Here is a 25,749-nt window from a genome sequence, read left to right on the forward strand (position 1 = left end):
TCAGTGGATCCGCTCGTTGGCGGGGTCGAAGAGCCCGGTCGCGTCGACCGAGCCGACGGTCACGGGATAGAGCTCCTCCATGTACGACACGGCGAGCTGGTTGCCCACGACCGCCTGGTCCGGCGGCAGGTAGGCCATCAGCACGTGCTTGCCGAGCGACGGCGCGGAGCCGGCGGTGGTGACGTAGGGGTGGTGGCCGTGCCCGTCGGTGAGGGTGCCGCCGTCCCTGGTGAGGATCGGCTCCCCACCCAGCATGTAGCGCTTCACGCCGGACGCCGAGGTGTGGTCGTCGACGGTCATCGTGCACAGGACAGCAGCAGGAGCAGCCTCTCGCTGCTGCAGGTAGGCCTCCCGGCCGACGAAGTCCGCGGCCTTCACCTTGGGCCGCTGCATGCCCGCCTCGACGATGGTCCGCTCGGCGTCGAGCTCGTAGCCGAACGCGCGGTAGCCCTTCTCGATCCGGCCCGTGGTGCCGTAGACGCCGATCCCGACCGGGACCGCGCCGTGCGGGGCACCCGCCTCGAGCAGGGTCTCCCACACGTCGGCGGCGTCCTCGAACGGCACGTAGAGCTCCCAGCCGAGCTCGCCGACGTAGGAGATCCGCGAGGCCAGGACGGTGGTTCCCCGACCCCCCGCCGTCTGCACCGTGATCTCCCGGCAGGTCAGGAACCCGAAGCCCGCGTCGGACACGTCGTCGGAGGTGAGCGAGGCGAGGATGTCGCGGGCCCGCGGGCCCCACAGCCCGATCGTCGAGACCTCGTCGGTCAGGTCGGTCAGCGAGGTGGCGCCGTCCCCGCCCGTGACGTCGGCCAGCTGGTCGGCGAACCACTTGCGGTCGGCCATCCCGTGGGCGCCGCCGGTGACCACGCGGAAGTGGTTGTCGCCGAGCCGCATCACGGTCAGGTCGGACCGGAAGCCGCCCTTGGGGTCGAGGACCGGCGTGTAGACGACCTTGCCGACCGCGACGTCGCACTGCGCGACGCAGGTGCGCTGCACGGCCGCGAGCGCGTCGGGGCCGGTGATGTCGAAGACACAGAAGGCGGTCAGGTCGATCACGCCGGCCGCCTCGCGCATCCGCAGGTGCTCGGCGTTGATGATCGGGCTCCACCAGCGCGCGTCCCACTCGTGCTCGCGCGGCATCACGGCGTCGCCGTACTCCTCGAGCAGCCCGGCGTTGGACTCGTACCAGTGCGGCCGCTCCCAGCCGGCGGTCTCGTAGAAGAAGGCGCCGAGCTTCTTCTCCGACTCGTGCATCGGCGAGAGCCGCTGGTCGCGGTCGGACTCGTACTGCTCGGCGGGGTGGATGATCCCGTAGGTCTTGATGAACGACTCGGTGGTGCGCAGCCGGGTGTGCTCACGGCGCTTCTGGTGGGTGTGGAAGCGGGCGATGTCGCTGTGCGAGACGTCGATCTCGGAGTGGCCGTGGGTCATCCACTCGGCGACCGCGCGGCCGACGCCGGGGCCCTCCTTGATCCACACCGCGGCGGCGGTCCACAGCCCGCGGACCTCGCTCTCGCCGAGGATCGGGCTGCCGTCGCAGGTCAGGGAGAGCAGGCCGTTGATCGCGTAGCGCATCTCGGCGCCCTCGGCGCCGAGCAGCTCGGGCATCAGCTCGTAGGCCTGCTCGAGCTGGGGGTCGAAGTCGTCGGAGGTGAACGGCATCTCGGTCGGCGACAGCTTGGCCTGCTCGATCGAGGGGATGTCCTCGGGCTCGTGGAGGATCGCGCGGTGGGCGTAGGAGCCGACCTCCATGTCGGCGCCGTGCTGGCGCTCGTAGCAGAAGGTGTCCATGTCCCGGACGATCGGGAACGAGATCTCGCCCTCGCGCTCGGCGAGCTGTGGGCACGGGCCGACGCTGATCATCTGGTGCACCGCCGGGGTCAGCGGGATGCTGATGCCGGCCATGTCGCCGATCTTCGGGCTCCACACGCCACAGGCGATCACGACCGCCTCGGCCTCGATGTCGCCACCGGTGGTGCGCACCCGGCGGATGCGGCCTCCCTCCACGTCGAGGCCGGTGACCTCGACGGTGGGTACGACGGTGAGCGCGCCGGACTCCAGGGCCTTCTCGCGCATGATCGTGCCCGCGCGCAGCGAGTCGACCACGCCCACGCTCGGGGTCCAGAACGCGCCGATGAACTGGGCGGTCTCGATGAAGGACACCCTCTCCTTCACGAACGCCGGGTCGACGAGCTCGGCCTCGATGCCCCAGGCCTTCGCGCTGGACATGCGCCGGCGCAACTCCTCCATCCGCTCGGGCGTCCGGGCGAGCTCGAAGCCGCCGGACTGCGTGAAGACGCCCATCTCCTGGTACTGCCGCACCGAGTCCAGGGTCAGGTCGGTGATCTCCCGGGAGTGGTCCACGGGGAAGATGAAGTTGGACGCGTGACCGGTCGAGCCCCCCGGGTTGGGCAGCGGCCCCTTGTCGATCTGGACGATGTCGCGCCACCCCAGCCGCGCCAGGTGGTGGACCAGGCTGTTGCCGACGATGCCGGCGCCGATGACGACCACCCGTGCGGTGGCGGGGACCTCTGCCATGAGACCTCTCCCGTACTTGCTTGTTGCGTCATGTGCAACGCGGTGCGTGATGCGAGACACCTCAAATATGAGTCGTGCCCGACCGGGGTGTCAATGGCCCGGCCGGGCACGACCTGGCGATCAGGCGGTCAGATGCCCTTGAGCCAGGCGTCGACCTTGTCGGGGTTGGCGTCCACCCACTTCTTGGCGGCCTCCTCGGGGTCCATCTGGTCCTCGGCGATGTACTTCGCCACGAGGTTCTGGTCGTCGTTGGTCCAGGTGAAGTTCTTCACCAGCTGGTACGCCGGGCTGCCGGAGTCGGCGAAGTCCTTCGCGACCACCTTGTTCAGCGGGTACGGCGGGTAGTCGCAGGCGACCTTCGTCGGGTCGGCGTCGCAGCCCTTGGTGTACTTGGGCAGGTCGACCTTGACCAGGGGCACCTCGGAGAGGAACCACTGCGGCTCGTAGAAGTAGCCGATGTAGGGGGTCTTGTTCTGCTCCGCGTCCCGGAAGCCCTCGATCAGCGCGGTCTCGCTGCCGGCGTAGACGACCTTGTAGTTGAGGTCGAGGTTCTTCACCAGCGCCTCGTCGTTGGTGACGAAGCCCGGGTCGCCGTCGTAGAACGTGCCCAGGTCCCCGGACTCGGGGGTCTTGAAGAGGTCGGCGTACTTGTTGAGGTTCTTCCAGTTCGTGATGTCGGGGTACTTGTCGGCCATCCACGGCGGGACGTACCAGCCGATCACGCCGTCGTTCCCGGTGAGTCCGGCATCCACCGCCGTGCCGTCGCCGCCCTGGTCCGTCATGTACTTCTTCTGCAGCTCCGGGTGGCCCCAGTTCTCGATGACGACGTCGACCGTGCCGTTGCCGAAGCCCTTCCAGGACACCTGCTCGTCGAGGTCCTTGTAGTTGACGGTGCAGCCGAGCTTGTTCTCGGCGACGTAGCCGACGACGTAGGCGTCCGCCTCGTAGCCGACCCACGGGTTGACGGCCATGTTGAGGTCGCCGCAGTCCTTCCCGCCGGCAGGCTTGTCGGCGTTCTCGATGGAGCCACCCCCGCACGCGCTCAGCGCGAGTGCCGACGTGGTCGCCAGTGCCGCCAGCACGGCGTGTGTGCGCTTGACTCTCATTGTTGTTGACCCTTCGTTGAGTGGTGGGGCTACTTGGGCGGGGCGAGGCGCAGGACCTCGCGCCAGCGTGCGGTCGCGGACAGCTTCGGGCCGCGCTGCGTCCGCTGGGCGCCGTACGTCGTGATCCGGTCGAGCATGATCCCGAGCAGCACGATCGTGATCCCGGCGGCGAGCCCGCGGCCGGTGTAGTTGGCCTGCCGGAAGCCGTGCACGATGTCGAAGCCGAGCGCTCCGGCGCCGACCATGCCGCCGATGACGACCATCGACAGCACGTAGAGCAGGCCCTGGTTGACGGCGAGCAGCAGCGAGCCGCGGGACATGGGGAGCTGGACCTTGGTGATCGTCTGCCAGGTGTTCGAGCCGCAGGACTCGGCGGCCTCGACCGTGTTGGTCGAGACGCCGCGGACCCCGTCGGCGACCAGCTTGATCGCCACCGGCGCGGCGTAGATGACGCCGGCGACCATGGCCGTGAACCGGTTGGCCCCGAAGAGGATCAGGATCGGGATCAGGTAGACGAACGCCGGGATGGTCTGGCCGGCGTCCAGGAACGGCCGGATCGACCGGTCCGCCCCCCGGCTGCGCCCCATCCAGACGCCGAACACCACCGCGAGGGCCACGACCGCGACCGTCGCCACCACGACCGCGGTGAGCGTGATCATCGCGTTGTTCCACAGGTCGAGGTAGTAGATCCCGGCCAGGCAGACCAGCGAGACGGCGAACGCGCGGACGCCACCCACGATGGCGGCGATGAGCAGCAGCGCCGCCCCCGTGACGAACCACGGCGAGTCGGCGATCAGGGACTGCACCGGGTTCAGGAAGTGCTCGGTGAAGCCGGTCTGGACGGAGTTGGTGAAGCTCGAGAGGTCGGAGCGCAGCCAGTCGCCGAACTGGTCGACCTTGTCCCGGATCGGGGTGCCGAGGTCGGGCTTGCTCGGGAACTCGTTCGCCCAGACGTAGTTGTGCGAGAGGTAGAGCGCCACCAGCGTGCCCGCGCCGCCGACACCGAGCGCGATCCGGCGCAGCCGCAGGAACCCGCCGCCGGCTCGCTTCGCCTGCTCGCTGCGCACGCTGGCCGCGGTGATCGTGCGGTCCAGCATGATCGCCATGATCACGATCGCGAGGCCGGCGACGAACGATGTGCCGAGCTGGCCGCGCTTGAGCCCGTCGAGGACGGGCTGGCCGAGGCCGGGCCCGTCGATGAAGGCCGCGATGGTGGCCATCGACAGCGCCGCCATCATGGTCTGGTTGAGGCCCACGATGATGGTGCGCTTGGCCAGCGGCAGCTCGACCTTCAGCAGGCGTTGCCGGCCGCCCTGGCCGAGGGAGTCGGTCGCCTCGAGCACGCCGGCGGGGAGCGTCCTGATGCCGTGCGCGCTGATCCGGACGACCGGAGGGGTGGCGTAGATCAGGGTCACCACGATGGCCGCGGCGGGCCCGATGCCGAAGAGGATCGCGATCGGCAGCAGGTAGACGAACGTCGGCATCGTCTGCATCACGTCGAGCACCGGCGTGATGATCGCGGTGACGGTCTTGCTGTGGCCCATCCAGATGCCGAGCGGGATGCCGACGGCGGCGGCCACGGCGACGGACAGCCCGATGAGCAGGAGCATGTCGATCGAGTCGTCCCAGTAGCCGAGGAACCCGAACATGAGGAACGACGGGACCACCAGCAGCAGCATCCGCCAGCCGGCCACCGCGAAGGTCACCCACGCCGCCAGGGCGATGGTCCCCAGCCAGCCGACCTGCGGGAGGGGGCGCGGGAACTCGGCGACCGTGAACACGTGCTGGAGCCACTCGAAGACGGCGTTCAGGGCGTCGGCGAAGTCGTTGGCGACGTTGACCCAGGCACTGGATCCCGACGCCGCGGCGTCCTCGACCCAGTTGCTGGCGTCGAGGAGCTTGCTGTGCACGTCGGTGAGGGCCGAGCCGCTGATCGCCAGCGTGTCCTCGCCCTGGAAGGCCGCCCAGAGCGCGATCCAGCCCACGACCACGCCCAGGAGCGACCAGAGCCGCCAGTGGGCGCGGAACGCCCCCATCACCGCCGGCCGGGCCCGCAGGCTGTGGGTCGTGGGGATCGCGGTCATGCGGGGATCCCCTCCTCGGCCACGACCACCCGCAGGATGGCGTCGTCGTCGACGATGCCGACCAGCCGGTCTCCCTCCATCACCCGCACCGGGTGGTCCGAGGCGAGCGCGGCGCGGGCCGCCTGGCGCACGATCGTGTCGGGCGACATGACCGGACCCTCCGTCGAGTCGTCGGGACGCGGCTCACGCATCACCCAGCGCAGGGTCAGGACGTGCGAGCGCGGGACCTCGGAGGTGAAGTCGCGGACGTAGTCGTCCGCGGGGGCCCCGACCACCTCGTCCGGGGAGCCGACCTGCACGATCTCGCCGTCACGCAGGATCATGATCCGGTCCCCGAGCTTGAGCGCCTCCTGCAGGTCGTGGGTGATGAACACCATGGTCTTGCCGAGCTCGTGGTGGAGCCTGATCACCTCGTTCTGCATGTCGCGGCGGATCAGCGGGTCGAGCGCCGAGAAGGGCTCGTCGAAGAGCAGGATGTCCGGGTCCCCCGCCAGCGCCCGGGCCAGGCCGACGCGCTGCTGCATGCCGCCCGAGAGCTGGTCGGGGTAGGACGCCTCGTAGCCCTCCAGGCCGACCAGGTTGACCACGCTCTCGGCCTTGGCGCGCCGCTCCTTGCGCCCCATGCCCCGGACCTCGAGGCCGTAGGCGACGTTGTCGATGACCTGGCGGTGCGGCAGCAGCCCGAAGTGCTGGAACACCATCGACACCTGGTTGCGCCGGAGGTCGCGCAGCTGCGAGTCGGAGGCCCCGGTGACGTCGACGCCGTCGATCCGGACCGTCCCGGCGGTGGGCTCGATGAGCCGCGTCAGGCAGCGCACCAGCGTCGACTTGCCCGAGCCGGAGAGCCCCATCACCACGAAGACCTCGCCGGGGGCGACGTCGAAGGACACGTCCTTCACGCCCACCACGCAGCCGGTCTTCTTCTTCAGCTCGGCACGGGAGAGGTCGGCGTCGGGGGTCCCGATGACCTTGTCGGCCTGCGGGCCGAAGATCTTCCAGAGGCTGTCGACGTGGACGGCCGGGGCGCCGCCCTTCGTGACGGTCGTTCCGGCGCTGGGCGAGGTGTCCGGCGTGGTCGAGGTGGTCATGAGCGGTCCTCCGGGTTGCGGCTGTCGCCGGGCGGGTAGAGGGGCATGCCGTCGCGGTAGCGGTAGTACGGGACCTCGGCGGCCGGCAGCGGGGTGTTGCCCGCGATCAGGTCGGCAGCCTTCTCGGCCACCATCATCACGGGGGCGTAGATGTTGCCGTTGGTGACGAACGGGAAGACCGAGGCGTCGACGACGCGCAGCCCCTCGGTGCCGTGCACCTGCATGGTGGCCGGGTCGACCACGGCCGAGTCGTCCACGCCCATCTTCGCCGTGCACGACGGGTGCAGGGCGGTCTCGGCGTCCGCGCGCACCCAGTCCAGGATCTCCTCGTCGGTGCTCACCGACGGGCCCGGCGAGAGCTCGCCGTCGTTGTACGGCGCGAACGCGGGCTGGTTGAGGATGTCGCGCGCGACCCGGATCGCCTCGACCCACTCGCGCTTGTCGTTGGGCGTGGAGAGGTAGTTGAACTGCATCGACGGGTGCTGCCGCGGGTCCCTGGAGCGGATCCGCACCCAGCCGCGGGTGTCGGCGTACATCGGCCCGATGTGGACCTGGTAGCCGTGTCCCTGCGTCGGCGAGGAGCCGTCGTACCGGATCGCGACCGGAAGGAAGTGGAACATCAGGTTCGGGTAGTCCACGTCCTCGTTGCTGCGGCAGAAGCCGCCGCCCTCGAAGTGGTTGGTGGCGCCGAGGCCGGAGCGGTGGAAGAGCCAGTCGTAGGCGATCTTGGGACGGGCGCGCATCCGCAGGCCGGGTGCGATCGAGACCGGCTGCTTCGAGGCGTACTGGATGTAGACCTCGAGGTGGTCCTGGAGGTTCTCGCCGACGCCGGGCAGGTGGTGCACCAGCTCGACGCCCTGGCTGCGCAGCAGCGCCTCGTCGCCGACACCGGAGAGCTGGAGCAGCTGCGGGGTGTTGATCGCGCCGCCGCACAGGATGACCTCACCGGCGGCGACGCTGCGGCGCATCCGCCCGCCCCGCAGGTAGTCGACGCCGACCGCCCGCCGGCCCTGGAACCGGACGCCGGTGACGAGCGCGAGCGTCTCGACCCTCAGGTTCTTGCGCGACTTCACCGGGTGCAGGTAGGCGCGGGCCGCGGAGAGCCGGCGGCCCCGGTGCACGTTGCGGTCGAACTTCGCGAACCCCTCCTGGCGGTAGCCGTTGACGTCGTCGGTCAGCGGGTAGCCCGCCTCCTGGGCCGCGGCGAAGAACGCGCCGAACAGCGGGTTGGTCGCGGGGCCGCGCTCGAGCACCAGCGGCCCGGAGCCGCCGCGCCACCCGTCGGCACCGTTGCTGCCGTCCTCGAGCAGGACGGTCTCCATCTTCTTGAAGTAGGGCAGGCAGTGGAGGTAGTCCCACTCCTTCATGCCCGGCTCGCGCGCCCAGCGCTCGTAGTCCATCGGGTTGCCCCGCTGGAAGATCATCCCGTTGATGCTGCTGGATCCGCCGAGCACCTTGCCGCGGGCGTGGAAGATGCGCCGGCCGTTCATGTGCGGCTCGGGGTCGGTCTCGTACTTCCAGTCGTAGAGCCGGTTCCCGATCGGGATGGGCAGCGCCGCCGGCATGTGCACGAACGGGTCGATCCGGTAGTCGGAGCGGCCCGCCTCGAGGACCAGCACCCGCGTGGCCGGGTCGGCCGAGAGCCTGTTCGCCAGGGCACACCCCGCGGAGCCACCTCCGACGATGACGATGTCGTACCGCTCGTCGCTCATGCACCCTCCTCGTGGGTCGGCCCCGTGGATCTAGCCCTTGAACCAGCCTTGGACTGCCGGACGGATGTTGTGCCAGACGTGCTTGGTCTCGCGGTACTCCTCCAGGCCGGCGTTGCCGAGCTCGCGCCCGATGCCGGACTGCTTGTAACCGCCCCACTCGGCCTGCGGCACGTAGGGGTGGTAGTCGTTGATCCAGACGGTGCCCATCCGCAGCCCGGCCGCGACCCGCTCGGCCCGGCCGGCGTCGCTGGTCCACACCGCGCCGGCGAGCCCGTAGATGCTGTCGTTGGCGATCGCGACCGCCTCGTCCTCGGTGCGGAAGGTCTCCACGGTGAGCACCGGCCCGAACGACTCGTCCTGGGTCACCGACATCGAGCTCGTGCACCGGTCCAGGACCGTGGGCAGGTAGTAGAAGCCGTCGACCAGGGCGGGATCGTCGGGGCGGGCGCCACCGCAGCGCAGCACCGCGCCCTCCGCGAGCCCGGCGGCGACGTACCGCTCGACCTTGTCGCGGTGCCCGGAGCTGGTCAGCGGCCCGGTCTCGGCCTTGTCGTCGAAGGGGCCACCGAGGCGGATCCGGCCCGCCCGCTCGACGAGCGCGTCCACGAACTCGTCGTGGATCGACTCCTCGACCAGCAGCCGGGCGCCGGCGGAGCAGACCTGGCCGGAGTGCAGGAAGACGGCGGTGAGCGCGAAGTCGAGCGCCACCTCGCGGTCGGCGTCGGCGAAGACGATGTTGGGGTTCTTGCCGCCGAGCTCCAGCGCGACCTTCTTCACCGAGCCTGCGGCCGCGGCCATGATCGCCTTGCCTGTGGCCAGGCCGCCGGTGAAGGAGACCAGGTCGACACGCGGGTCCTCCGACAGTGGGGCGCCGGCCGCGGCGCCGGCACCGAGGACGAGGTTGCCGACACCCGCCGGGAGCCCGGCCTCCTCCAGCAGCTTCATCAGGTGGATCGCGGTGTGCGGGGTGATCTCGCTGGGCTTGAGCACGAAGGTGTTGCCGGCCGCCAGGCAGGGCGCGACCTTCCAGGAGACCTGCAGCAGCGGGTAGTTCCAGGGGGTGATCAGGCCGCAGACGCCGACCGGCTCGTGCACGATCCGGCTGACCACGTCGGGGTTGCCGGTGTCGACGACCCGGCCCGACTCCTCCGCGGCGACCCGGCCGTAGTGGCGGAAGACGGAGACCACGTCGGCGACGTCGTACTCGCTCTCGACCAGCCGCTTGCCGGTGTCCCTCGACTCCAGGTCGGCCACGATGGCGGTGTCCCGCTCGAGCAGGTCGGCCACCACCAGCAGCAGGTCCCCGCGCTCGCGCGCCGACGTCCGCGGCCAGGGGCCGTCGTGGAAGGCGCGGTGGGCCGCGGCGATGGCCGCGGCCGTGTCCTCGGCGCCGGCCTCGTCGACCTCGGCGACCAGCGAGCCGTCCGCCGGACAACGGATCTCCCTGCGGCCACCGGAGCGCGCGCTCGTCCACTCCCCGTCGACGTAGAGCTCCGCCATCGGCTGCCCTCCCACCGCGGTCACCCGCGCTAGCGTTGCGCCATCCGCAACCCATTCCTCCACTCGCAACCCAGCGGAGAACATTCCGAGAATGGTGGGACTCGCGTGGTCACGTCAAGGACCTTCGGCCTGACGTGACCAAGGTGAGGCACAAGCGTGAGCCTCCCGAGAGCAGGTCGAGTCGGCGCAAGCTCGCCGCGAAACAGGGTCGAGTCGGCGCAACTTCGTCACGAAACAGGGTCGAGTCGGCGCAAGCTCGTCGTCAGCGGTGGCCCCACCCGAGCCGGTGCGAGACCTCGAGCGCGGCCTCGACCAGCATCGGCAGCACCTTCTCGACCCGCTCCTGGGACAGCCGGAACGTCGGGCCGGACACGCTCATCGAGGCGATCACGTCGCCGTGGGCGTTGTGGATCGGTGCGGCGACGGCGGTCAGCCCGACCTCGAGCTCGTCCACCGCGACGGCGTACCCCTGCTCGCGGACGACCGCGAGCTCCTCGCGCAGCTGCGACTTCCGGGTGATGGTCATCGCCGTGTAGCGCGACAGCCCGCCGAGCACCTCGTCGAGGGCGCCGGCGTCGAGGCCGCTGAGCAGCACCTTGCCGTTGCTGGTCGCGTGCAGCGGGATGTGCTGGCCGACCCAGTTGTGCGGCTGCAGCGCCGAGCTGCCGGCGACCTGGTCGAGGTAGAGCGCCGAGCTCTCCGAGAGCACCGCGATGTTGACGGTCTCGCCGGTGTCGGCGGCGAGCTGGCGGCAGACCGGGCGCGCCTCCTGGACCAGGTCGAGGCGCGCGGTGGTGGCGCCGGCGAGGCGGAGCAGGCCGACGCCGAGGCGGTACTTGCCGCGGTCGGCGGTCTGCTCGACCAGCCGGTGCGACTCCAGCGTGGTGACCAGCCGGAACGCCGTGCTCTTGTGGACGCCGAGCTCGGCCGCGATCTCGGTGACGCCGGCCTCGCCGATCCGGGCCAGCACCTCGAGGATGGTCAGCGCCCGGTCCACCGACTGGACCCCGCCCGGGGCCACCTCCACCGCGTTGCTCATGGCGCAACGCTAGGCCGCGTGACGCAACGTGTCACGCGGGCCCGGCGCGTCGCGCGGGCCCGGCGCGTCGCGACGCAGGTCAGCGGAAGACGACGGTGCGGTGCCCGTTGAGGAGCACCCGCGACTCGGAGTGCCAGCGCACGGCCCGCGAGAGCACCTGCGCCTCGACGTCGCGCCCGGCGGCGACCAGCTGCTCCTGGGTGTGGTTGTGGTCGACCCGGATCACGTCCTGCTCGATGATCGGGCCCTCGTCGAGATCCGCGGTCACGTAGTGGGCGGTCGCCCCGACCAGCTTGACCCCGCGGTCGTAGGCCTGGTGGTAGGGCTTGGCGCCCTTGAAGCTCGGCAGGAACGAGTGGTGGATGTTGATCGCCTTGCCGCTCAGCTCGCGGCACAGGTCGTCGGAGAGCACCTGCATGTAGCGGGCCAGCACGACGAGGTCGACGTCGTGCTCCTTGACCAGCCGCAGCAGCTCGGCCTCGGCGGCGGGCTTGGTCTCCGGGGTGACCGGCACGTGCGCGAAGTCGAGGCCGTAGGACCGCACCAGCGGCTCGGCGTCGGGGTGGTTGGACACGACCACCGGGATGTCGATCTGCAGGGCGCCGGTGCTGTGCCGGAACAGCAGGTCGTTGAGGCAGTGCAGGTGCTTGCTGACCATGATCAGCGTGCGGTACGGCGCGCGGGCGTCCCAGAGCTCGAAGCGCATGTCGAAGGTCCGCGCCACCGCGGCGAAGTCCCCGCGCAGCTGCTCCAGCGTCGTGGCGCCCTCGGTGAGGAAGTCGATGCGCATGAAGAAGCGGCCGGTGTTCTGGTCGCCGAACTGCTGGCTCTCCACGATGTTGCCGCCGTGCTCGACGAGGAACCCGGAGACCGCGTGCACGATGCCCGGGCGGTCGGGGCAGTCGAGCACCAGGACGAAGTCGCCGGCGGGCGTGGTCGCGTTGGCGGAGACGGGGGAGCTGGGCACGGACCTAGTCTCCCAGTTCCGCACGACGGCGGACGACGTACTCCTCCAGCTCCTGCCGGACGGCGTCGTCCAGCGCCGGCTGCTGGTACTCCTCGAGCTTCTTGCGCCAGATCTCGCCGGCGCGCGTGGCGGTGTCCTTGGCGCCGTTGCGCATCCAGCGCTCGTAGTTCTCCGAGGACGACAGCATCGGGCGGTAGAAGCAGGTGCGGAACCGCTCCATCGTGTGCATCGCGCCCAGGAAGTGGCCGCCGTGGCCGACCTCCTGGTGGGCGTCGAACGCCATCGACGCCTCGTCGATCTCCAGCGGCGTGAACTCGTGCTGGAGCATCTGCACGAGCTCGACGTCGATGATGAACTTCTCGAAGCCTGCGACCAGGCCGCCCTCGAGCCACCCGGCCGAGTGCATCACCCAGTTGGCTCCGGCGAGGAACGTCGGCAGCAGCGTCATCAGCGCCTCGTAGCCGGCCTGGGCGTCGGGCACCTGGGCGGAGGTGAGCCCGCCGCCGGTGCGGAACGGCAGCCCGAAGTGGCGGGCGATCTGGCCGGTGCACAGCAGGCCCAGCCCGGACTCGGGGGTGCCGAACGTGGGCGAGCCCGACTGCATGTCGATGTTGGACAGGAACGACCCGAAGATCACCGGGCAGCCGGGCCGGATCAGCTGGGAGAGCGCGATCCCCGAGAGCGCCTCGGCCATCTGCTGCACGAGCGCGGCGGGGATGGTCACCGGCGACATCGCGCCCATCAGGATGAACGGCGTGAGCACGACCGGCTGGTTGGCGCCGGAGTACTCGAACTGCGCCTCGAGCATCCGGTCGTCCCAGCGCAGCGGCGAGTTGCAGTTGATCAGCGAGATCGTGGCCGGCGTGGCCTCGATGGCCTCGCGGGAGCCGAAGAGGATCTCGGTCATCGCGAGGGTGTCGCGCGCGTTCACGCCGGAGACGACGTTGCCCATGTAGACCTTGTCGGTCAGCGTCTGCAGGGCGTAGGTCATGTCGAGGTGCCGGCTGTCCAGCGGGGTGTCGTTGGGCTCGGTGATCACGCCGCCCGCCGAGTCGAGCACCCCGAAGGTCTGCGCCAGCCGGCTGAAGTTGCGGAAGTCGTCCATGGTGCCGTCGCGGCGTACGTCGCCCTCCCGCACGAAGGGCGGCCCGTAGACGGCGCCGAACGCCATCGCGTCGCCGCCGATGTGGATGGAGTGCTCGGGGTTGCGGGCCTGCACGTCGAACTCGCGCGGCGCCTTGGCCACCTGCTCCAGCACGAAGTCCGGGTCGAGGAAGACGGTGTTGTCCTCCACCTTCTGGCCGGCCGCACGGAACAGGTCGAGCGCGCGGGAGTCCATGAACTCCACGCCGATCTCCGTCACCAGGCGGCGCCAGCCGCCGTCGAGGGTGGCCATCGCCTCCTCGGAGAGCACCTCGTAGCGCGGCATGCGGTTGCGGAACATCGGACCTCCTGCGGCGGCGAACCCGGTGGGCGCGGCCCCTTGACCGCACCCTCGTCGCGATCCTAGCCTCATCATGTGGGACTTTGGTTCCATGATGTGGAACCAATTCAGGGGATCTTCCGCCCAGCCCTCCGACCAGGAGCTCCGCCCGTGAGCGAGACCGCGACCAGCAACGGCACGTCGACCGGCACCCAGGCCGTCGACCGCGCGGCGCTGCTGGTGTCCACGGTCGTGCGCGCCGACGAGCCGCTCACCTTCGCCGACCTCCAGGAGGAGTGCGGCCTGGCGAAGTCGACCACCTCGCGGATGCTGTCCGCGCTGGAGCGGACCGGGCTGCTGGAGCGCAACGAGACCGGTTCCTACGTCGCCGGCCGGCTGTTCTGGCTGTACGCCGCGCGGCACGACCCGTGGGAGGAGCTGGTGCGGCTGGCCCACCCCGTCCTCGACGAGATCGGCGAGGCCACCCACGAGACCGTCCACCTCAGCGTCGTGCGCGGCGACCGGGTGGTGCAGGTCGCCCAGGTCGACTCCCGCTACATGCTCGGCACCCGCGACTGGACCGAGGTCGACGTGCCGGTGCACTGCTCGGCGCTGGGCAAGGTGTTCCTCGCCTTCGGGGCGCTGCCGATCCCGACCGGACCGCTGGACCGGCTGACCGGGGCGACCCTGTGCGACCCCGACGACCTGCGTCGCGACGGCGAGCGGACCCGCCGCCGCGGCTGGGCGGTCACCACCGACGAGCTCGAGGTCGGGCTCTCCGGTGTCGCCGTCCCCGTGCACGGCCACCGCGGCGAGCTGGTCGCGGCCCTGGGTGTCTCGGGACCCACCCCACGGATGGAGGGCCGGCTCACCGAGCTCGGCCAGCAGCTCCTCGACCACGCCGCGCAGCTCTCCACGCTGCTGCGCGGCCGCACCCGCAAGGAGGGCGTGGCGTAATGACCCCCGAAGAGATCCTGCAGAGCCTCTACGACGAGACGCTCGTGGGCAACGCTCCGCGCGTCCTCGAGCTGACCAACGAGGGGCTCGAGCTCGACATGGAGCCCCAGACCCTGCTGTTCGACGCCCTGATCCCCTCGCTGGAGGAGGTGGGCGCCCGCTTCGAGCGCGGCGACTTCTTCGTCCCCGAGATGCTCATCGCCGGCCGCGCCATGGCCGGGGCGATGGAGCGGCTGCGCCCATTGCTCGCCGAGACCGGCGTCCAGACCATCGGCAAGTTCCTGATGGGCACCGTCAAGGGCGACGTCCACGACATCGGCAAGAACCTCGTCAACATCATGCTCGAGGGCGCCGGCTTCGAGGTGATCGACCTCGGCGTCCAGGTCGCCCCGGAGAAGTTCGTGGCCGCCATCGAGGAGCACCAGCCCGACATCGTGGGCTTCTCGGCGTTCCTCACCACCACGATGCCGATGTTCAAGGCCAACATGAACGCCCTCGAGAAGGCCGGCATCCGCGACTCGGTGATCGTGATGGTGGGTGGCGCCCCGGTCACCCAGGAGTACGCCGACGCCGTGGGCGCCGACGGGTACGCCGCCGACGCCTCCGCCACCGTCAAGCGGGCCAAGTCGCTGCTCCAGGACCGTCGCTCCAAGGTGCCGGCATGACGGGCCCCGCCGAGCAGCGGGAGACCGTGCTCCGCTCCGCGACCAAGGAGGTCGTGATCGGGCACGGCCGGCGGTTCTGCCTGATCGGCGAGCGGATCAACCCCACCGGTCGCAAGATCTTCCAGGAGCAGCTGCGCGCGGGCGACCTGTCCGCGATCGAGCGCGACGTGCACGCCCAGGTCGCCGGGGGTGCCGACGTCCTCGACGTGAACATGGGGGTCCCGCTCACCGACGAGGCCGACCTGCTGGCCCGCGCGATCCGGCTGGTGCAGGAGCTCACCGACACCCCGATCTGCATCGACTCCTCGGTGGTCGAGGCGCTCGAGGCCGGGCTGGCGGCGTACGACGGCAGGGCGCTGGTCAACTCGATCACCGCCGAGGACGACCGGATGGCGGCGATCCTCCCGCTGGTCAAGAAGTACGACGCCGCGGTGATCGCCCTGCCCAACGACGCCGACGAGATCCCCATGGAGGCCGACAAGCGCCTCGAGCTGACCGCCAAGATCATCCGCGTCGCCACGCAGGAGTACGGCATCGCGGTCGAGGACATCGTCATCGACCCGCTGGCCATGCCGATCGGGGCCGACACCTCCGTCGTGCGCACCACCCTGGAGACGATCTCCCGGATCCGCCACGACTTCGGGGTCAACATGACCCTCGGCGCCTCGAACGTCTCCTTCGGGATGCCCGACCGGCACACCATCGGAGGGGCCTTCCTGCCGATGGCCATGCACGCCGGCCTGACCAGCGCGATCATGGACGTCCGCACGCCCCAGATCGTCGACGCGGTCAAGGCCGCGGACCTGCTGCTCGACCACGACGAGTGGGGCATGGCCTGGATCGCGGCGCACCGCAAGAAGCAGGCAGCGCCGGCGTGAGCACATGACCGGGCCCGACGACCGCACCGACCCCGGGTCGGCCGACCTCCCGGGCGGCGAGTTCTTCCTTGCCGGGGTCCGCCGGGAGGGGCTGCTCGAACCGCCGGGCACCGAGCAGGCGGTCCACGACGGCACCGGCCGGGTGGAGCTCTCGTTCACCGTCGACCCCGGCGGGGAGGCGCCGCCCACGCACCGGTCGGTGCGGGTGCCGCCGGGGGTGACGGTCTTCGACTCGGCGTCGTGGAACGGCATCGCCATCGACTCGACCTGCGGCGGCCACGGCACCTGCCACAAGTGCAGGGTCCGCATCGAGGGGCCGAGCCCGATCTCGCGGCACGACGTGCGCACGTTCAGCCGCGCGCAGCTCGACGACGGCTGGCGGCTGGCCTGCCTGGTCCAGGCGACCCGTGACCTCGCGGTCGACGTCCCGCCGCTCACCACCCGACCCAAGGCGGCCACGGTCGGCGTCGGCCGCCAGGTCATCCTGCGGCCCGCCCTCCAGAAGCGGTACGTCGAGCTCGACGAGCCCAGCCTCACCGACCAGCGCACCGACCTCGACCGCCTGCTGGGGGCGATCGACGACCTCGCTCCGGTCGCCGACCTGCACGTCCTGCAGCGGTTGCCCGGGGTGCTGCGCGAGGGTGACTTCAAGGTGACCGCGGTCGTCGTGGACGAGGCGCTCGTCGACGTGGAGCCGGGTGACACGACCGCGGAGCGCTACGCGATCGCCTTCGACCTCGGGACCACCACGGTCGTCGCCACCCTGCTCGACGTGGCCACCGGCACCCCGCTCGCGGTCACCTCGATGCTCAACCGGCAGCAGCCGTTCGGCGGTGACGTGATCACCCGGATCAGCGCCACCATGCTCGACCCCCAGGCGCTCGGTCGGCTGCGCACCGCGGCCGGAGAGACCCTCGCCCAGCTGGCCGACCAGGTGTGTCGTGAGGGCGGCGTCGACCCGGCCCGCGTCTACGAGGTCGCGGTGGCCGGCAACGCCACCATGACCGCGCTGGCGCTCGGCATCGACCCCGAGCCGCTGGGCGTGGCGCCCTTCGTCATGTCCACCTCCCAGCCGCCGTCGGTGCTCGCCACCGACCTCGGCCTGGCCCTCCACCCGCGGGCCCGGGCGTACCTCTTCCCCGCCCTCGGCGCCTACGTCGGCGGCGACATCGTCGCCGGCATGCTCGCCACCGGGATGGACCGCGACAAGCGCACCCGGCTCTTCATCGACGTCGGCACCAACTGCGAGATCGTGCTCAGCGACGGCGAGAGGATCCTGTCGACCGCGGCACCCGCGGGGCCGGCGTTCGAGGGCGGCGCGATCCGGTGCGGCATGCGCGCTGCCGACGGCGCGATCGAGGTGGTCAAGCTCGGGGACACCGTCGAGCTGTCGGTCATCGGTGACGTCGAGCCGCGGGGCCTGTGCGGGTCCGGCCTGGTCGACGCGGTCTCCGAGCTCGTGCGGGTCGGCCTGCTGGACGGCACCGGCCGGTTCGTGCCCGACGAGCGGGCCGCCGAGGAGGTGCCGGCCCTCGCCGACCGGCTGACCCGCATCGGCGAGGAGCGCGTGTTCGTGCTGCACCGCCCCTACCCCGACGCCAAGACCGACGAGTGCGTCGTGCTCTCCCAGCGCGACGTACGCGAGCTGCAGTTCGCCAAGGCCGCGATCTCCACCGGCTGGTCGCTCCTCCTCGAGGAGCTCGGCCTCGAGCACCGCGACGTCCAGCAGGTGCTGCTGGCCGGCTCGTTCGGCAGCTACCTCTCCCCCGCCTCGGCCGTCCGGATCGGGCTGGTGCCCAAGCTGCCCGTGCTGCGCATCGTCTCCGCCGGCAACGTCGCCGGCGAGGGCGCCAAGATGGCGCTGCTCTCGGTGCGCGAGCGGGCCGGTGCGCGCACGCTGCTGGAGGAGGTGACCTATGTCGAGCTCTCCGACCGTCCCGACTTCAACGACCGCTTCGTCGAGCAGCTCGGCTTCTGAGCCCGCGGCCCGGCGGCCCTGCGCCCTCCTCGCCTGCGGGGCCCTGGCCCAGCCCGCCGCCGCGGTCGCCGCCCGCACGGGCTGGCCGCTCGACGTGCACCCGCTGCCGCCGCTGCTGCACAACCAGCCGCAGCGGATCGCCGGCGAGGTCCGGGCGCTCGCGCTGCGCCTCGCCGCGGCGTACGACCGCATCGTCGTCGGGTACGCCGACTGTGGCACCTACGGCGCGCTCGACGAGGTCTGCCGCGAGCTGGGTGTCGAGCGCCTGCCGGGACTGCACTGCTACGACGTGTACGCCGGCTCCGGTCGCGTCGAGCGCCTCTTCGACGAGGAGCCCGGCACCTACCTGCTCACCGACTTCCTGGTCCGGTCGTTCGCCCGGACGGTCGAGCAGGAGCTGGGGCTGGACCGCTGGCCGGAGCTGCGGGAGGCCTATTTCGGCCACTACACCCGGGTGGTGTGGCTGGCCCAGGCACCGGACGACGAGCTGCGCGCCCTGGCCGAGGACGCCGCCGGACGGATCGGCCTGCCGCTGACCGTGGTCGAGACCGGGGACGGCGGGCTCGAGTCGGTGCTCTCGACGCTGGTCGCGACCCCCGGCTGATCACCCATTGTCGGTGATTACGACGGGCCCGAACCGTCCTAGCCTCGAAGGATGCACCACCCCGTGGCACTGCTCGTCACGGCCACCGCGACGGTGACCGCGTGCGGGCTCGGTGCGGTCGTGGCGGGCGACTGGACGCAGGCGGCGATGTGCGAGCGCGACCAGCGGCGCGACCTGGTGCAGATGGAGCGGATGCTGAGCGTGGTCCAGCCCGAGGCCGTGGTTCAGCACCTGCGGGTCCAGTGCGGGAACGGCGGCGACGCCCTGCTGGCGGCGCTGGCGCCACGCGAGCTCCGGCGCCGTCAGGTCACCCACGCCTTCGAGCTGGCCGGCTGGCGGACGGCCGGCCCGTCCTGGGAGCTGCACTCCCCCGACGGCGCGTACGTCGTACGGCTGGGGCTGTGGCCCGAACGCCCCCACGGCCGGGGGCGGGTCGCCCTGACCCTGCACCAGACGGACTACCGCCCGCCCCGCCCGAGGTGACGGCGCCGATCTCCCCGACGGCTGACGGGCGGGCCGCGCTGTCGTACCGTCGGGGCGTGACCGACGCCCACCCGTTCGTCGCCCAGACCGTCCTCGACTGCCGCCACCCGAGGCGGCTCGCCGAGTTCTACCGCCTGCTGCTGGGGTACTCCTACCGCCCCGGCGACGAGCCGCCGGCCGCGGGCGAGCCCGACGAGCGCGGCGAGGACTGGCTGGTGCTGCGCCCCGAGCCGGACGCCTGGCGCTCGGGCCGCGGGCTCGCCTTCCAGGCCAACGCCGAGTTCGTCGCGCCGGTGTGGACGCCGGGGCCCGACCGGCCGGGTGACCAGCAGATGATGCTGCACCTCGACATGGCCGTCTCCGACGTGGAGAGCCTCGAGCGGCAGCGGCAGCGGGTGCTCGACCTCGGTGGGGCCGTGCTCCACGACCGCAGCGCCGACGAGGAGGAGCCGCTCTACGTGTTCGCGGACCCGAGCGGCCACCCGTTCTGCATCTTCGTCTCGAGCTGACCGGAGGCCGGGGCGTGAGCGAGCTGAACCGGTTCCCCGAGTACGGCGTCACCGACCGAGCGGTCCTCGACGACCTCCTCGACTCCCAGTGGGTCGGGGTGCTGTCCACGGTCGCCGACGGCGAGCCGCTCGCCGTGCCGATGCTCTACGCCCGCGACGGTGATCGGGTGCTCCTGCACGGCTCGACCGGCGCGGGGGCGCTGCGCCGGGTGGCGGCCGGGGCACCGGCGGTGCTCACGGTGTTCGCCCTCGACGCGCTGGTGGTCGCGCCGACGACGTTCGAGTCCTCGGTCAACTACCGCTCCGCGACGATCCGCGGGGCGCTGACGGTCGTCGACCCGCCGGAGGCGGCGCTCGACACCTTCTCCGAGAGCCTGCTCCCGGGGCGTACGTCGGAGGTGCGGCGGTCGACCCGCAAGGAGCTGGCCGCGAGCCGGGCGCTCGCGCTGCCGATCGTGGCCGGCAGCTGGCTGTTGAAGGTCACCGACGGGTGGCCCGCGACGCCCGAGGAGGCCGGCGCGGAGCCGGACGTGTGGAGCGGGCTGGTGCCGCTGCGCACCGTGCTGGACCCGCCGGTCCCGGCGCCGTGGGCGGCGGACCTGCCGCTGCCGCCGTCGGTTCAGCGGCTGCGCAACCGCCCCAGCAGGTCCTGACGCCAGGCCTCGGTCTCGGCGATCTGGTTGAACGTGAAGACGTGCAGCCCCTCGACCAGGGCGCCGGGCTCGCCGAGGGCGGGCGCGCACTTCTCGAGGAACCGCTCACCGGTGAACCCGCCGGGCGCGGCCAGCCGGGCGAACGTCCCCTTGTGCTTGACCAGGAACCGGGTCGACTCGCCCACCCCGATCTTGGTCGCCATGGCCAGCAGCTTGGCGCGCTCCACCGGGCCGGGCAGCCCCAGCAGCAACGGCATCGTGACGCCGCGGGTGCGCAGCCGGAGTACCCACGAGGAGATCACCGCCGGGTCGAAGGTCAGGTTGCTGACGATGTGGGTGGCGTAGCGGCGCTTGTCCCACATCGACTGCACCGTGAGGTCGTCGTGGATGGTGGGGTGCGACTCGGGGTAGCCGGTGATCCCGACCTGGCTGAACGGGTGGCCGAGGTCGGCGAGGTCCTCGAGCAGCGAGAGCGCGTCGGGGTAGTCCCCCACCGGCTCCGCGTCGCCGCCCGGGACGAAGATCCGGGTGATCCCCTTGCCGGTCAGCCGCGCGCAGATCTCGGCGAGCTCGGTGCGACCACTGATCATCCTCGCCGCGAGGTGCGGCACCGCGACGTACCCGTGGCCGGTCAGCCGCTCGGCGAGGTCGAGCGTCGCCTCGAGCCCCTTGCTCGGGGAGGCGGTGACGGTGACGGTGCGGTCCCGGGGGACGTGGGTGAGGAGCTTGTCCTCGGTGGTGGCGGTGGGCAGCACCTCGTACCGCGCCTGCTCGAGCAGGCGCACCATGGTCCGCGCGACATCTTTGTTGCGCATGATGCACTCCGTTTCGTGATGCGCACCGATTGCCGCTCATGCTAGCCGCCGCCGGAGGCGCCGAAAAGGGGCGACGGGCCGACGTTCCGGCCGATGGTCAGCCTCGTCCGCTGGGGTTGCGGATCGTGCACCACGAGAGCACGCCGCCGAGCGCCAGCAGGACGGCGCAGGCGACCACGGCGGTGCGGTACGCCGCGTCGAAGGCGACCGGATCGGCGTACTGCTCCCCGGTCAGCCCGACCGCCACCGGGAGCGCCGCGACCGCGAGCAGCGAGCCGGAGCGGGCGACGGCGTTGTTCACCCCGCTCGCGATCCCGGCGTGCGCCTGGGGCGCGGCGGCCAGCACGGTCGCGGTCAGCGGGGCGACCATCAGCGCGAGGCCGAGCCCGAAGACGGTCAGCCCCGGCAGCACGTCGGTCCAGTAGGACACGTCCGGGCCGACCCGGAGCAGCAGCAGCGTCCCGCCGGCCATCACCAGCGGACCGAACGTCATCGGCACCCGGGGCCCGATCCGGGCCGCGAGCGCACCCCCGCGAGCGGCCAGGAAGATCATGCAGAGGGTGATCGGGAGCGTGGAGATGCCGGCGAGCAGCGGCCCGTAGCCGCCGACCGTCTGCAGCTGCAGCACCAGGAAGAACAGCACCGCGCCCAGCGCCGCGTAGACCAGCAGGGTCATCGCGTTGGCGGCGCTGAAGGTGCGGTCGGCGAAGATGCCGAGCGCGAGCATCGGGTGCGAGCTGGCCCTCTCGACGAGCACGAACGCCACCCCTGCGAGCGCCGCCGTCCCGGCCGCCCACGGCGCCAGCGGGTCGCCCCACTGGATCAGGGCGTACGTCGCGGTGCCGAGCGTGATCGCGGCCAGCGCCGCCCCGGGGACGTCGAACCGGTCGGGCGCGGCCGGGTCGAGGGTCTCGGGCACCCAGCGCCGGGCCACCACGACCGCCACCACGGCGACCGGCAGGTTGATCAGGAAGATCCAGCGCCAGGAGGCGTACTCCACCAGCCCGCCGCCGACGAACGGGCCGAGGGCCGCGGCGATGCTGCCCAGCCCCGACCACGACCCGATCGCGCGGGACCGGTCGTCGCGGTGGAAGGCGCCCTGGATCATCGCCAGGCTCCCCGGCGTCAGCAGCGCGGCGCCGACCCCCTGCAGGATCCGGGCGGCGATCAGGGCGACGGGGGTGGGCGCGAGGCCGCAGGCGAGCGAGGCCAGGGCGAACCAGACCGTCCCCACCTCGAAGACCCGCCGGCGGCCGAACCGGTCGCCGAGCGAGCCGCCGAGCAGGATCAGGCTGGCCAGCGAGAGGAGGTAGCCGTTGGTGATCCACTGCAGCTCGGCCAGGCTCGCGTCGAGGTCGCGGCCGACCGTGCGCAGCGCGACGTTCACGACCGTGCCGTCCAGCAGGGTCATCCCCGACCCGAGCACGGCGGCGACCACGACTCCACGACCGGCGGCCGTGCCCAGCCGGACCGCGGGCGCGGTCCCCGACTCGCTCACGGGCTGCGCAGCACGCGAGCGGAGATCCAGGCGATGTCGGCGGCCGTGCGCTCCGGGGGTCCGGACGGCTGCATGACGTGGCTGAGCACGACCCGCACCACCATGTCGATCGCGGCCTCGAGGTGCTCCTCGTCGAGACGGAGGTCGTAGGGCTCGATCCGGTCGGCGATCACGATCTTCGCCGCCGCCAGCAGCGACTCGGCGTGCGTCGTCAGCAGCGGGAGCAGCTCGGTGTCGGCTCCGTGCGTCGCCGAGACCACCGCGTGCAGCAGCTGGTTGTCCTGGGCCAGCACCAACACCCCCCGCGACGCCTCCCCGATCGCGGCGACCAGGTCGTCCGGGTGCGCGTCGAAGGCGAGGTTGACCACGCCGAGGAAGCGGTCGAGCTCGTGCAGGATCATCGCCTCGGCCAGCCCCGGCTTGGTGCCGACCTCGTTGTAGACCGTCTGCCGGCTCACCCCGACCCGGTCCGCCACCGTGGCCATGGTGACCCGCGCCCACCCGACCTCCGTCGTCAGCGCCACCGCGCTCTCGACGATGCGCTCGCGCATGGTGGGCGCCGCGGCGGCGGCGTGCGGGGCGCTGGTCACGGGACCAGTCTAGGAAGTCGGGTGATCCTGTGCGCTCGTGCTGGGGGTGGCTGGCGTCGAGTTCGGGCTCCGGCTCGCTCCCGGCTACGGGACAGGTCCGCCCGGGTCGGGGCCGGCTCCCCGGCTCTCCAGTTGCCTTCGGTGGCGGTCCTGGCTGGCTACCTGGGAGGTCCGCTGGGCTTGGGGCTGGCTTCCGGGTTCGGGGTGTGCGGTTTGGTCACCAACCGCATCGGATCGGCGCGGTTCGGTGGGGTCTGTGACCATTCGGCACCCCTCCTGGCGACATGGCCGGGCGGCTGGCGTCCGGGGTCGGGCTCCGGCTCGCTCCCGGCCCTCCGGTTGCCTTTGGTGGCGGTCCTTTGCCGGCTACGGGGCGGGTCAGCTGGGGTCGGGGCTGGCTCCCGGCTTCCGGGCGTGCGGTTTGGTCACCAACCGCATCAGATCGGCGCAGTCCGATGCGGGCTGTGACCATTCGGCACCCCTCCTTGGCGAGCCGGACGGGCGGCTGGCGTCGGGTTCGGGCTCCGGCTCGCTCCCGGCTCTCCGGTTGCCTTCGGTGGCGGTCCTGGCTGGCTACGGGGAGGTCCGCCTCGGCCGACGCCGACTCCCGGCTTTCGGGGTGTGCGGTTTGGTCACCAACCGCACAGGATCGACGGTTTCCGATGCCGTCTGTGATCATTCGGCGCCCCTCCTGGGTGAGCCGGCCGGGCGGCTGGCGTCGGGTTCGGGCTCCGACTCGCTCCCGGCCCTCCGGTTGCCTTCGGTGGTGGTCCTGGCCGGATACGGGGAGGTCAGCCTCGGACGGCGCCGGCTCCCGGGTTCCGGGGTGTGCGGTTTGGTCACCAACCGCATCGGATCGGCGCGATCCGATGCGGGCTGTGACCAATCGGCACCCCTCCTTGGCGACCCGGCCGGGCGGCGGGCGTCGGCGCCGGGCTCCGACTCGCTCCCGGCCCTCCGGTTGCCTTCGGTGGTGGTCCTGGCCGGATACGGGGAGGTCCGCCTCGGACGGCGCCGGCTCCCGGGTTCGGGGTGTGTGGTTTGGTCACCAACCGCATCGAATCTGGCCGATCCGGTGGAGTCTGTGACCATTCGGCGAGGGTCCCTGCGGTTGCCCCCAAGAGCGCCGCCAAGGCGTTCAAACTGCTCCTCGAAACTTTCTTCGGAAAGCATCTCGCCCAGCGAGATATCCACAGGTCAGGAGGCCGGGACTGTCGGCGCCTACTGGTTGAGTCAGGTCATGGAGCAGCAGCCGACCGACACGACGACCAGCCCCGCCGGGGTGGCCGCCGCCGCGGCCGCGCTGCTCACCCAGCTCGGCGAGGTGCTCTGGGCCGCCAAGACCAGCGACGAGCTGGTCGACGTGGTCGCCGCGCTGGAGCAGGTCCGCTGCCGGGTCGCGGCGGTGCAGGCGCCGGTGCTGGCCGAGATCGAGGCCCGCGGGGTCGCCAAGACCGAGCTGGCGTGGGGGTCGACCGCGGCGTGGTTCACCCACCTCGCCGGTCTGCACCACGCCGAGGGCCACCGCACCGTCCGCCAGGCCACGGCCCTCGTCGGCGACTACGCGACCACCCACGCGGCACTCGCCGCGGGACATGTGTCGCCGGAGCAGGCGTCGGTGATCGTGACCGCGGTCGACAGGCTCCCCCTCAACCCAACGGTCCGGGCCGAGGGCGAGGCCGCGTTGCTGGGCGAGGCGGGCCGGTTGAACGCCACCGACCTGGCCACCGTCGGCAAACGCCTCGCCGTCCTGGTGGACCCCGACAAGGCCGAACGCCAGCTCGAGCAGGCCTTGGACCGGGAGGACCGGGCCGCGCACCACCACCGGTACCTCGCGATCACCGAGGACGGCGCCGGCGGCATCCGACTCCGCGGCCGCGGCACCATCGAGGACGCCGCCCTGATCAAGGCCGCCCTCCTCCCACTCACCAAGCCCCAGCCCGCCACCGCCACCACAACCGGCAACGGCACCGGCACCGGCACAGATAATGAGGATGACCCGGACTGCGCCGAGGCCGAGGACCCGAGGGATCACGGCGCCCGGTTGTGGGACGCCCTGGTCGAGACCGCCCGGCACGCCCTGACCACCGACCTCCCACCCGACTGCCACGGCGCCCGCCCCCGCATCGCGGTCACCGTCACCCTCGAGACCCTCCGGGGCCAGATCGACTGGGCCACCCTCGGCACCACCACACCAGACGCCGCCACCCCGGTCGGAGGGGTGACCGACGACGGCCTGGAGCTCACCCCGGCCGTGGTGCGGCGGCTGGCCTGCGACGCCGACATCATCCCCATCGCCCTCGGTGGCAGGGGCGAGGTCCTCGACGTCGGCCGCACCCACCGGCTGGTGACACCGGCCCTGTGGCGGGCCCTGGTCTGCCGCGACCGACACTGCGCCTTCCCCAGCTGCACCCGACCGCCGGTGATGGGCCACGCCCACCACATCACCCCGTGGTCGGAGGGCGGCGACACCAGCCTGGACAACCTGGTCCTGCTGTGCGGCCACCACCACCGCACCGTCCACCACACCCCCTGGCAGGTCCGGATCAGCCCCGCAGACGGCAAGCCGGAGTTCCGGCCACCCCCGAGACCCGGCCACCCACCCGACCAGTGGACCCGATCCCGCCCCCGACGCGAGTGAGGAGACGAATCAGCCGTCGAG

Annotated in this window: 21 protein-coding genes; 9 read left to right on the plus strand and 12 right to left on the minus strand. The window is 71.6% G+C overall.

The genetic code is table 11. The features are described 5' to 3' along the window. The 9 genes from ACZ43H_RS19235 to ACZ43H_RS19275 all read right to left on the minus strand — a co-directional run bounded on the left by ACZ43H_RS19235 (position 1) and on the right by ACZ43H_RS19275 (position 13,478). The gene (locus ACZ43H_RS19235; RefSeq protein WP_464585601.1) at positions 1 to 2,538 is read right to left on the minus strand and encodes a GcvT family protein; all 2,538 of its coding nucleotides are present in this window, start codon (positions 2,536 to 2,538) and stop codon (positions 1 to 3) included. Between the two features lie 128 nt (positions 2,539 to 2,666). Next, a complete protein-coding gene (locus ACZ43H_RS19240) occupies positions 2,667 to 3,644 on the minus strand; it encodes an ABC transporter substrate-binding protein (RefSeq protein WP_464585603.1) in 978 nt (325 codons plus the stop codon). Positions 3,645 to 3,673: 29 nt separating this feature from the next. Beyond that, positions 3,674 to 5,728, minus strand: coding sequence for an ABC transporter permease (locus ACZ43H_RS19245; RefSeq protein WP_464585605.1), 2,055 nt, complete (start codon positions 5,726 to 5,728; stop codon positions 3,674 to 3,676). Further along, complete coding sequence (locus ACZ43H_RS19250) at positions 5,725 to 6,816, minus strand: quaternary amine ABC transporter ATP-binding protein (protein WP_464585607.1); 1,092 nt, start codon at positions 6,814 to 6,816, stop codon at positions 5,725 to 5,727. Before ACZ43H_RS19250 ends, ACZ43H_RS19245 begins: the two co-directional genes overlap by 4 nt. Continuing rightward, a complete protein-coding gene (betA, locus tag ACZ43H_RS19255; RefSeq protein ID WP_464585609.1) occupies positions 6,813 to 8,528 on the minus strand; it encodes a choline dehydrogenase in 1,716 nt (571 codons plus the stop codon). The genes ACZ43H_RS19250 and betA overlap by 4 nt, the downstream gene beginning before the upstream one ends. A gap of 30 nt (positions 8,529 to 8,558) precedes the next feature. Beyond that, entirely contained in the window at positions 8,559 to 10,052 is a 1,494-nt protein-coding gene (locus tag ACZ43H_RS19260) for an aldehyde dehydrogenase family protein (protein ID WP_464585611.1), read from the minus strand. Between the two features lie 238 nt (positions 10,053 to 10,290). Next, a complete protein-coding gene (locus tag ACZ43H_RS19265; RefSeq protein WP_464585612.1) occupies positions 10,291 to 11,067 on the minus strand; it encodes an IclR family transcriptional regulator in 777 nt (258 codons plus the stop codon). A 79-nt stretch (positions 11,068 to 11,146) separates the two neighbouring features. Beyond that, positions 11,147 to 12,034: a formyltetrahydrofolate deformylase gene (purU, locus tag ACZ43H_RS19270; protein WP_464585614.1), complete on the minus strand. Its 888-nt coding sequence runs from the start codon at positions 12,032 to 12,034 to the stop codon at positions 11,147 to 11,149. A gap of 4 nt (positions 12,035 to 12,038) precedes the next feature. Then, complete coding sequence (locus ACZ43H_RS19275) at positions 12,039 to 13,478, minus strand: trimethylamine methyltransferase family protein (RefSeq protein WP_464585615.1); 1,440 nt, start codon at positions 13,476 to 13,478, stop codon at positions 12,039 to 12,041. A 150-nt stretch (positions 13,479 to 13,628) separates the two neighbouring features. Here ACZ43H_RS19275 and ACZ43H_RS19280 point away from each other — a divergent pair, with 150 nt between their 5' ends. Genes ACZ43H_RS19280 through ACZ43H_RS19315 form a run of 8 tightly spaced genes read left to right on the plus strand, consistent with a single transcriptional unit; the run spans position 13,629 to position 20,184 of the window. After that, positions 13,629 to 14,414 (plus strand): IclR family transcriptional regulator, encoded by a 786-nt coding sequence (locus ACZ43H_RS19280; protein ID WP_464585617.1) that lies wholly within the window; start codon positions 13,629 to 13,631, stop codon positions 14,412 to 14,414. Next, positions 14,414 to 15,079: a corrinoid protein gene (locus ACZ43H_RS19285; protein ID WP_464585619.1), complete on the plus strand. Its 666-nt coding sequence runs from the start codon at positions 14,414 to 14,416 to the stop codon at positions 15,077 to 15,079. The genes ACZ43H_RS19280 and ACZ43H_RS19285 overlap by 1 nt, the downstream gene beginning before the upstream one ends. After that, entirely contained in the window at positions 15,076 to 15,957 is an 882-nt protein-coding gene (locus ACZ43H_RS19290; protein WP_464585621.1) for a dihydropteroate synthase, read from the plus strand. The genes ACZ43H_RS19285 and ACZ43H_RS19290 overlap by 4 nt, the downstream gene beginning before the upstream one ends. A 4-nt stretch (positions 15,958 to 15,961) precedes the next feature. Then, positions 15,962 to 17,935 carry an ASKHA domain-containing protein gene (locus ACZ43H_RS19295; RefSeq protein WP_464585622.1) on the plus strand — a complete coding sequence of 658 codons (1,974 nt, stop codon included), beginning with the start codon at positions 15,962 to 15,964 and terminating at the stop codon, positions 17,933 to 17,935. Further along, entirely contained in the window at positions 17,874 to 18,539 is a 666-nt protein-coding gene (locus ACZ43H_RS19300) for a DUF1638 domain-containing protein (RefSeq protein WP_464585624.1), read from the plus strand. Before ACZ43H_RS19295 ends, ACZ43H_RS19300 begins: the two co-directional genes overlap by 62 nt. Positions 18,540 to 18,590: 51 nt before the next feature. Continuing rightward, positions 18,591 to 19,022, plus strand: a complete 432-nt coding sequence (locus ACZ43H_RS19305) for a hypothetical protein (protein ID WP_464585625.1) — start codon at positions 18,591 to 18,593, stop codon at positions 19,020 to 19,022. Positions 19,023 to 19,078: 56 nt separating this feature from the next. After that, positions 19,079 to 19,531, plus strand: a complete 453-nt coding sequence (locus tag ACZ43H_RS19310) for a VOC family protein (protein ID WP_464585627.1) — start codon at positions 19,079 to 19,081, stop codon at positions 19,529 to 19,531. A gap of 14 nt (positions 19,532 to 19,545) precedes the next feature. Next, entirely contained in the window at positions 19,546 to 20,184 is a 639-nt protein-coding gene (locus ACZ43H_RS19315; RefSeq protein WP_464585629.1) for a pyridoxamine 5'-phosphate oxidase family protein, read from the plus strand. Here the strand turns inward: ACZ43H_RS19315 and ACZ43H_RS19320 are convergent. From ACZ43H_RS19320 to ACZ43H_RS19330, 3 genes are all read right to left on the minus strand, one after another. Further along, positions 20,151 to 20,999 (minus strand): methylenetetrahydrofolate reductase, encoded by an 849-nt coding sequence (locus ACZ43H_RS19320; protein WP_464585631.1) that lies wholly within the window; start codon positions 20,997 to 20,999, stop codon positions 20,151 to 20,153. The two genes, ACZ43H_RS19315 and ACZ43H_RS19320, sit on opposite strands and share 34 nt — an antisense overlap. 97 nt (positions 21,000 to 21,096) lie before the next feature. Continuing rightward, positions 21,097 to 22,497 (minus strand): MFS transporter, encoded by a 1,401-nt coding sequence (locus ACZ43H_RS19325; RefSeq protein WP_464585632.1) that lies wholly within the window; start codon positions 22,495 to 22,497, stop codon positions 21,097 to 21,099. Further along, on the minus strand, positions 22,494 to 23,087 hold the full coding sequence (locus ACZ43H_RS19330; RefSeq protein ID WP_464585633.1) for a TetR/AcrR family transcriptional regulator: 594 nt from the start codon (positions 23,085 to 23,087) through the stop codon (positions 22,494 to 22,496). Before ACZ43H_RS19330 ends, ACZ43H_RS19325 begins: the two co-directional genes overlap by 4 nt. 1,240 nt (positions 23,088 to 24,327) lie before the next feature. On the opposite strand from ACZ43H_RS19330, the gene ACZ43H_RS19335 reads away from it, so the two are divergent. Beyond that, the gene (locus tag ACZ43H_RS19335; protein ID WP_464585635.1) at positions 24,328 to 25,728 is read left to right on the plus strand and encodes an HNH endonuclease; all 1,401 of its coding nucleotides are present in this window, start codon (positions 24,328 to 24,330) and stop codon (positions 25,726 to 25,728) included. Positions 25,729 to 25,749 lie beyond the last annotated feature (21 nt).

The organism is Nocardioides sp. DN36, assembly GCF_055380375.1.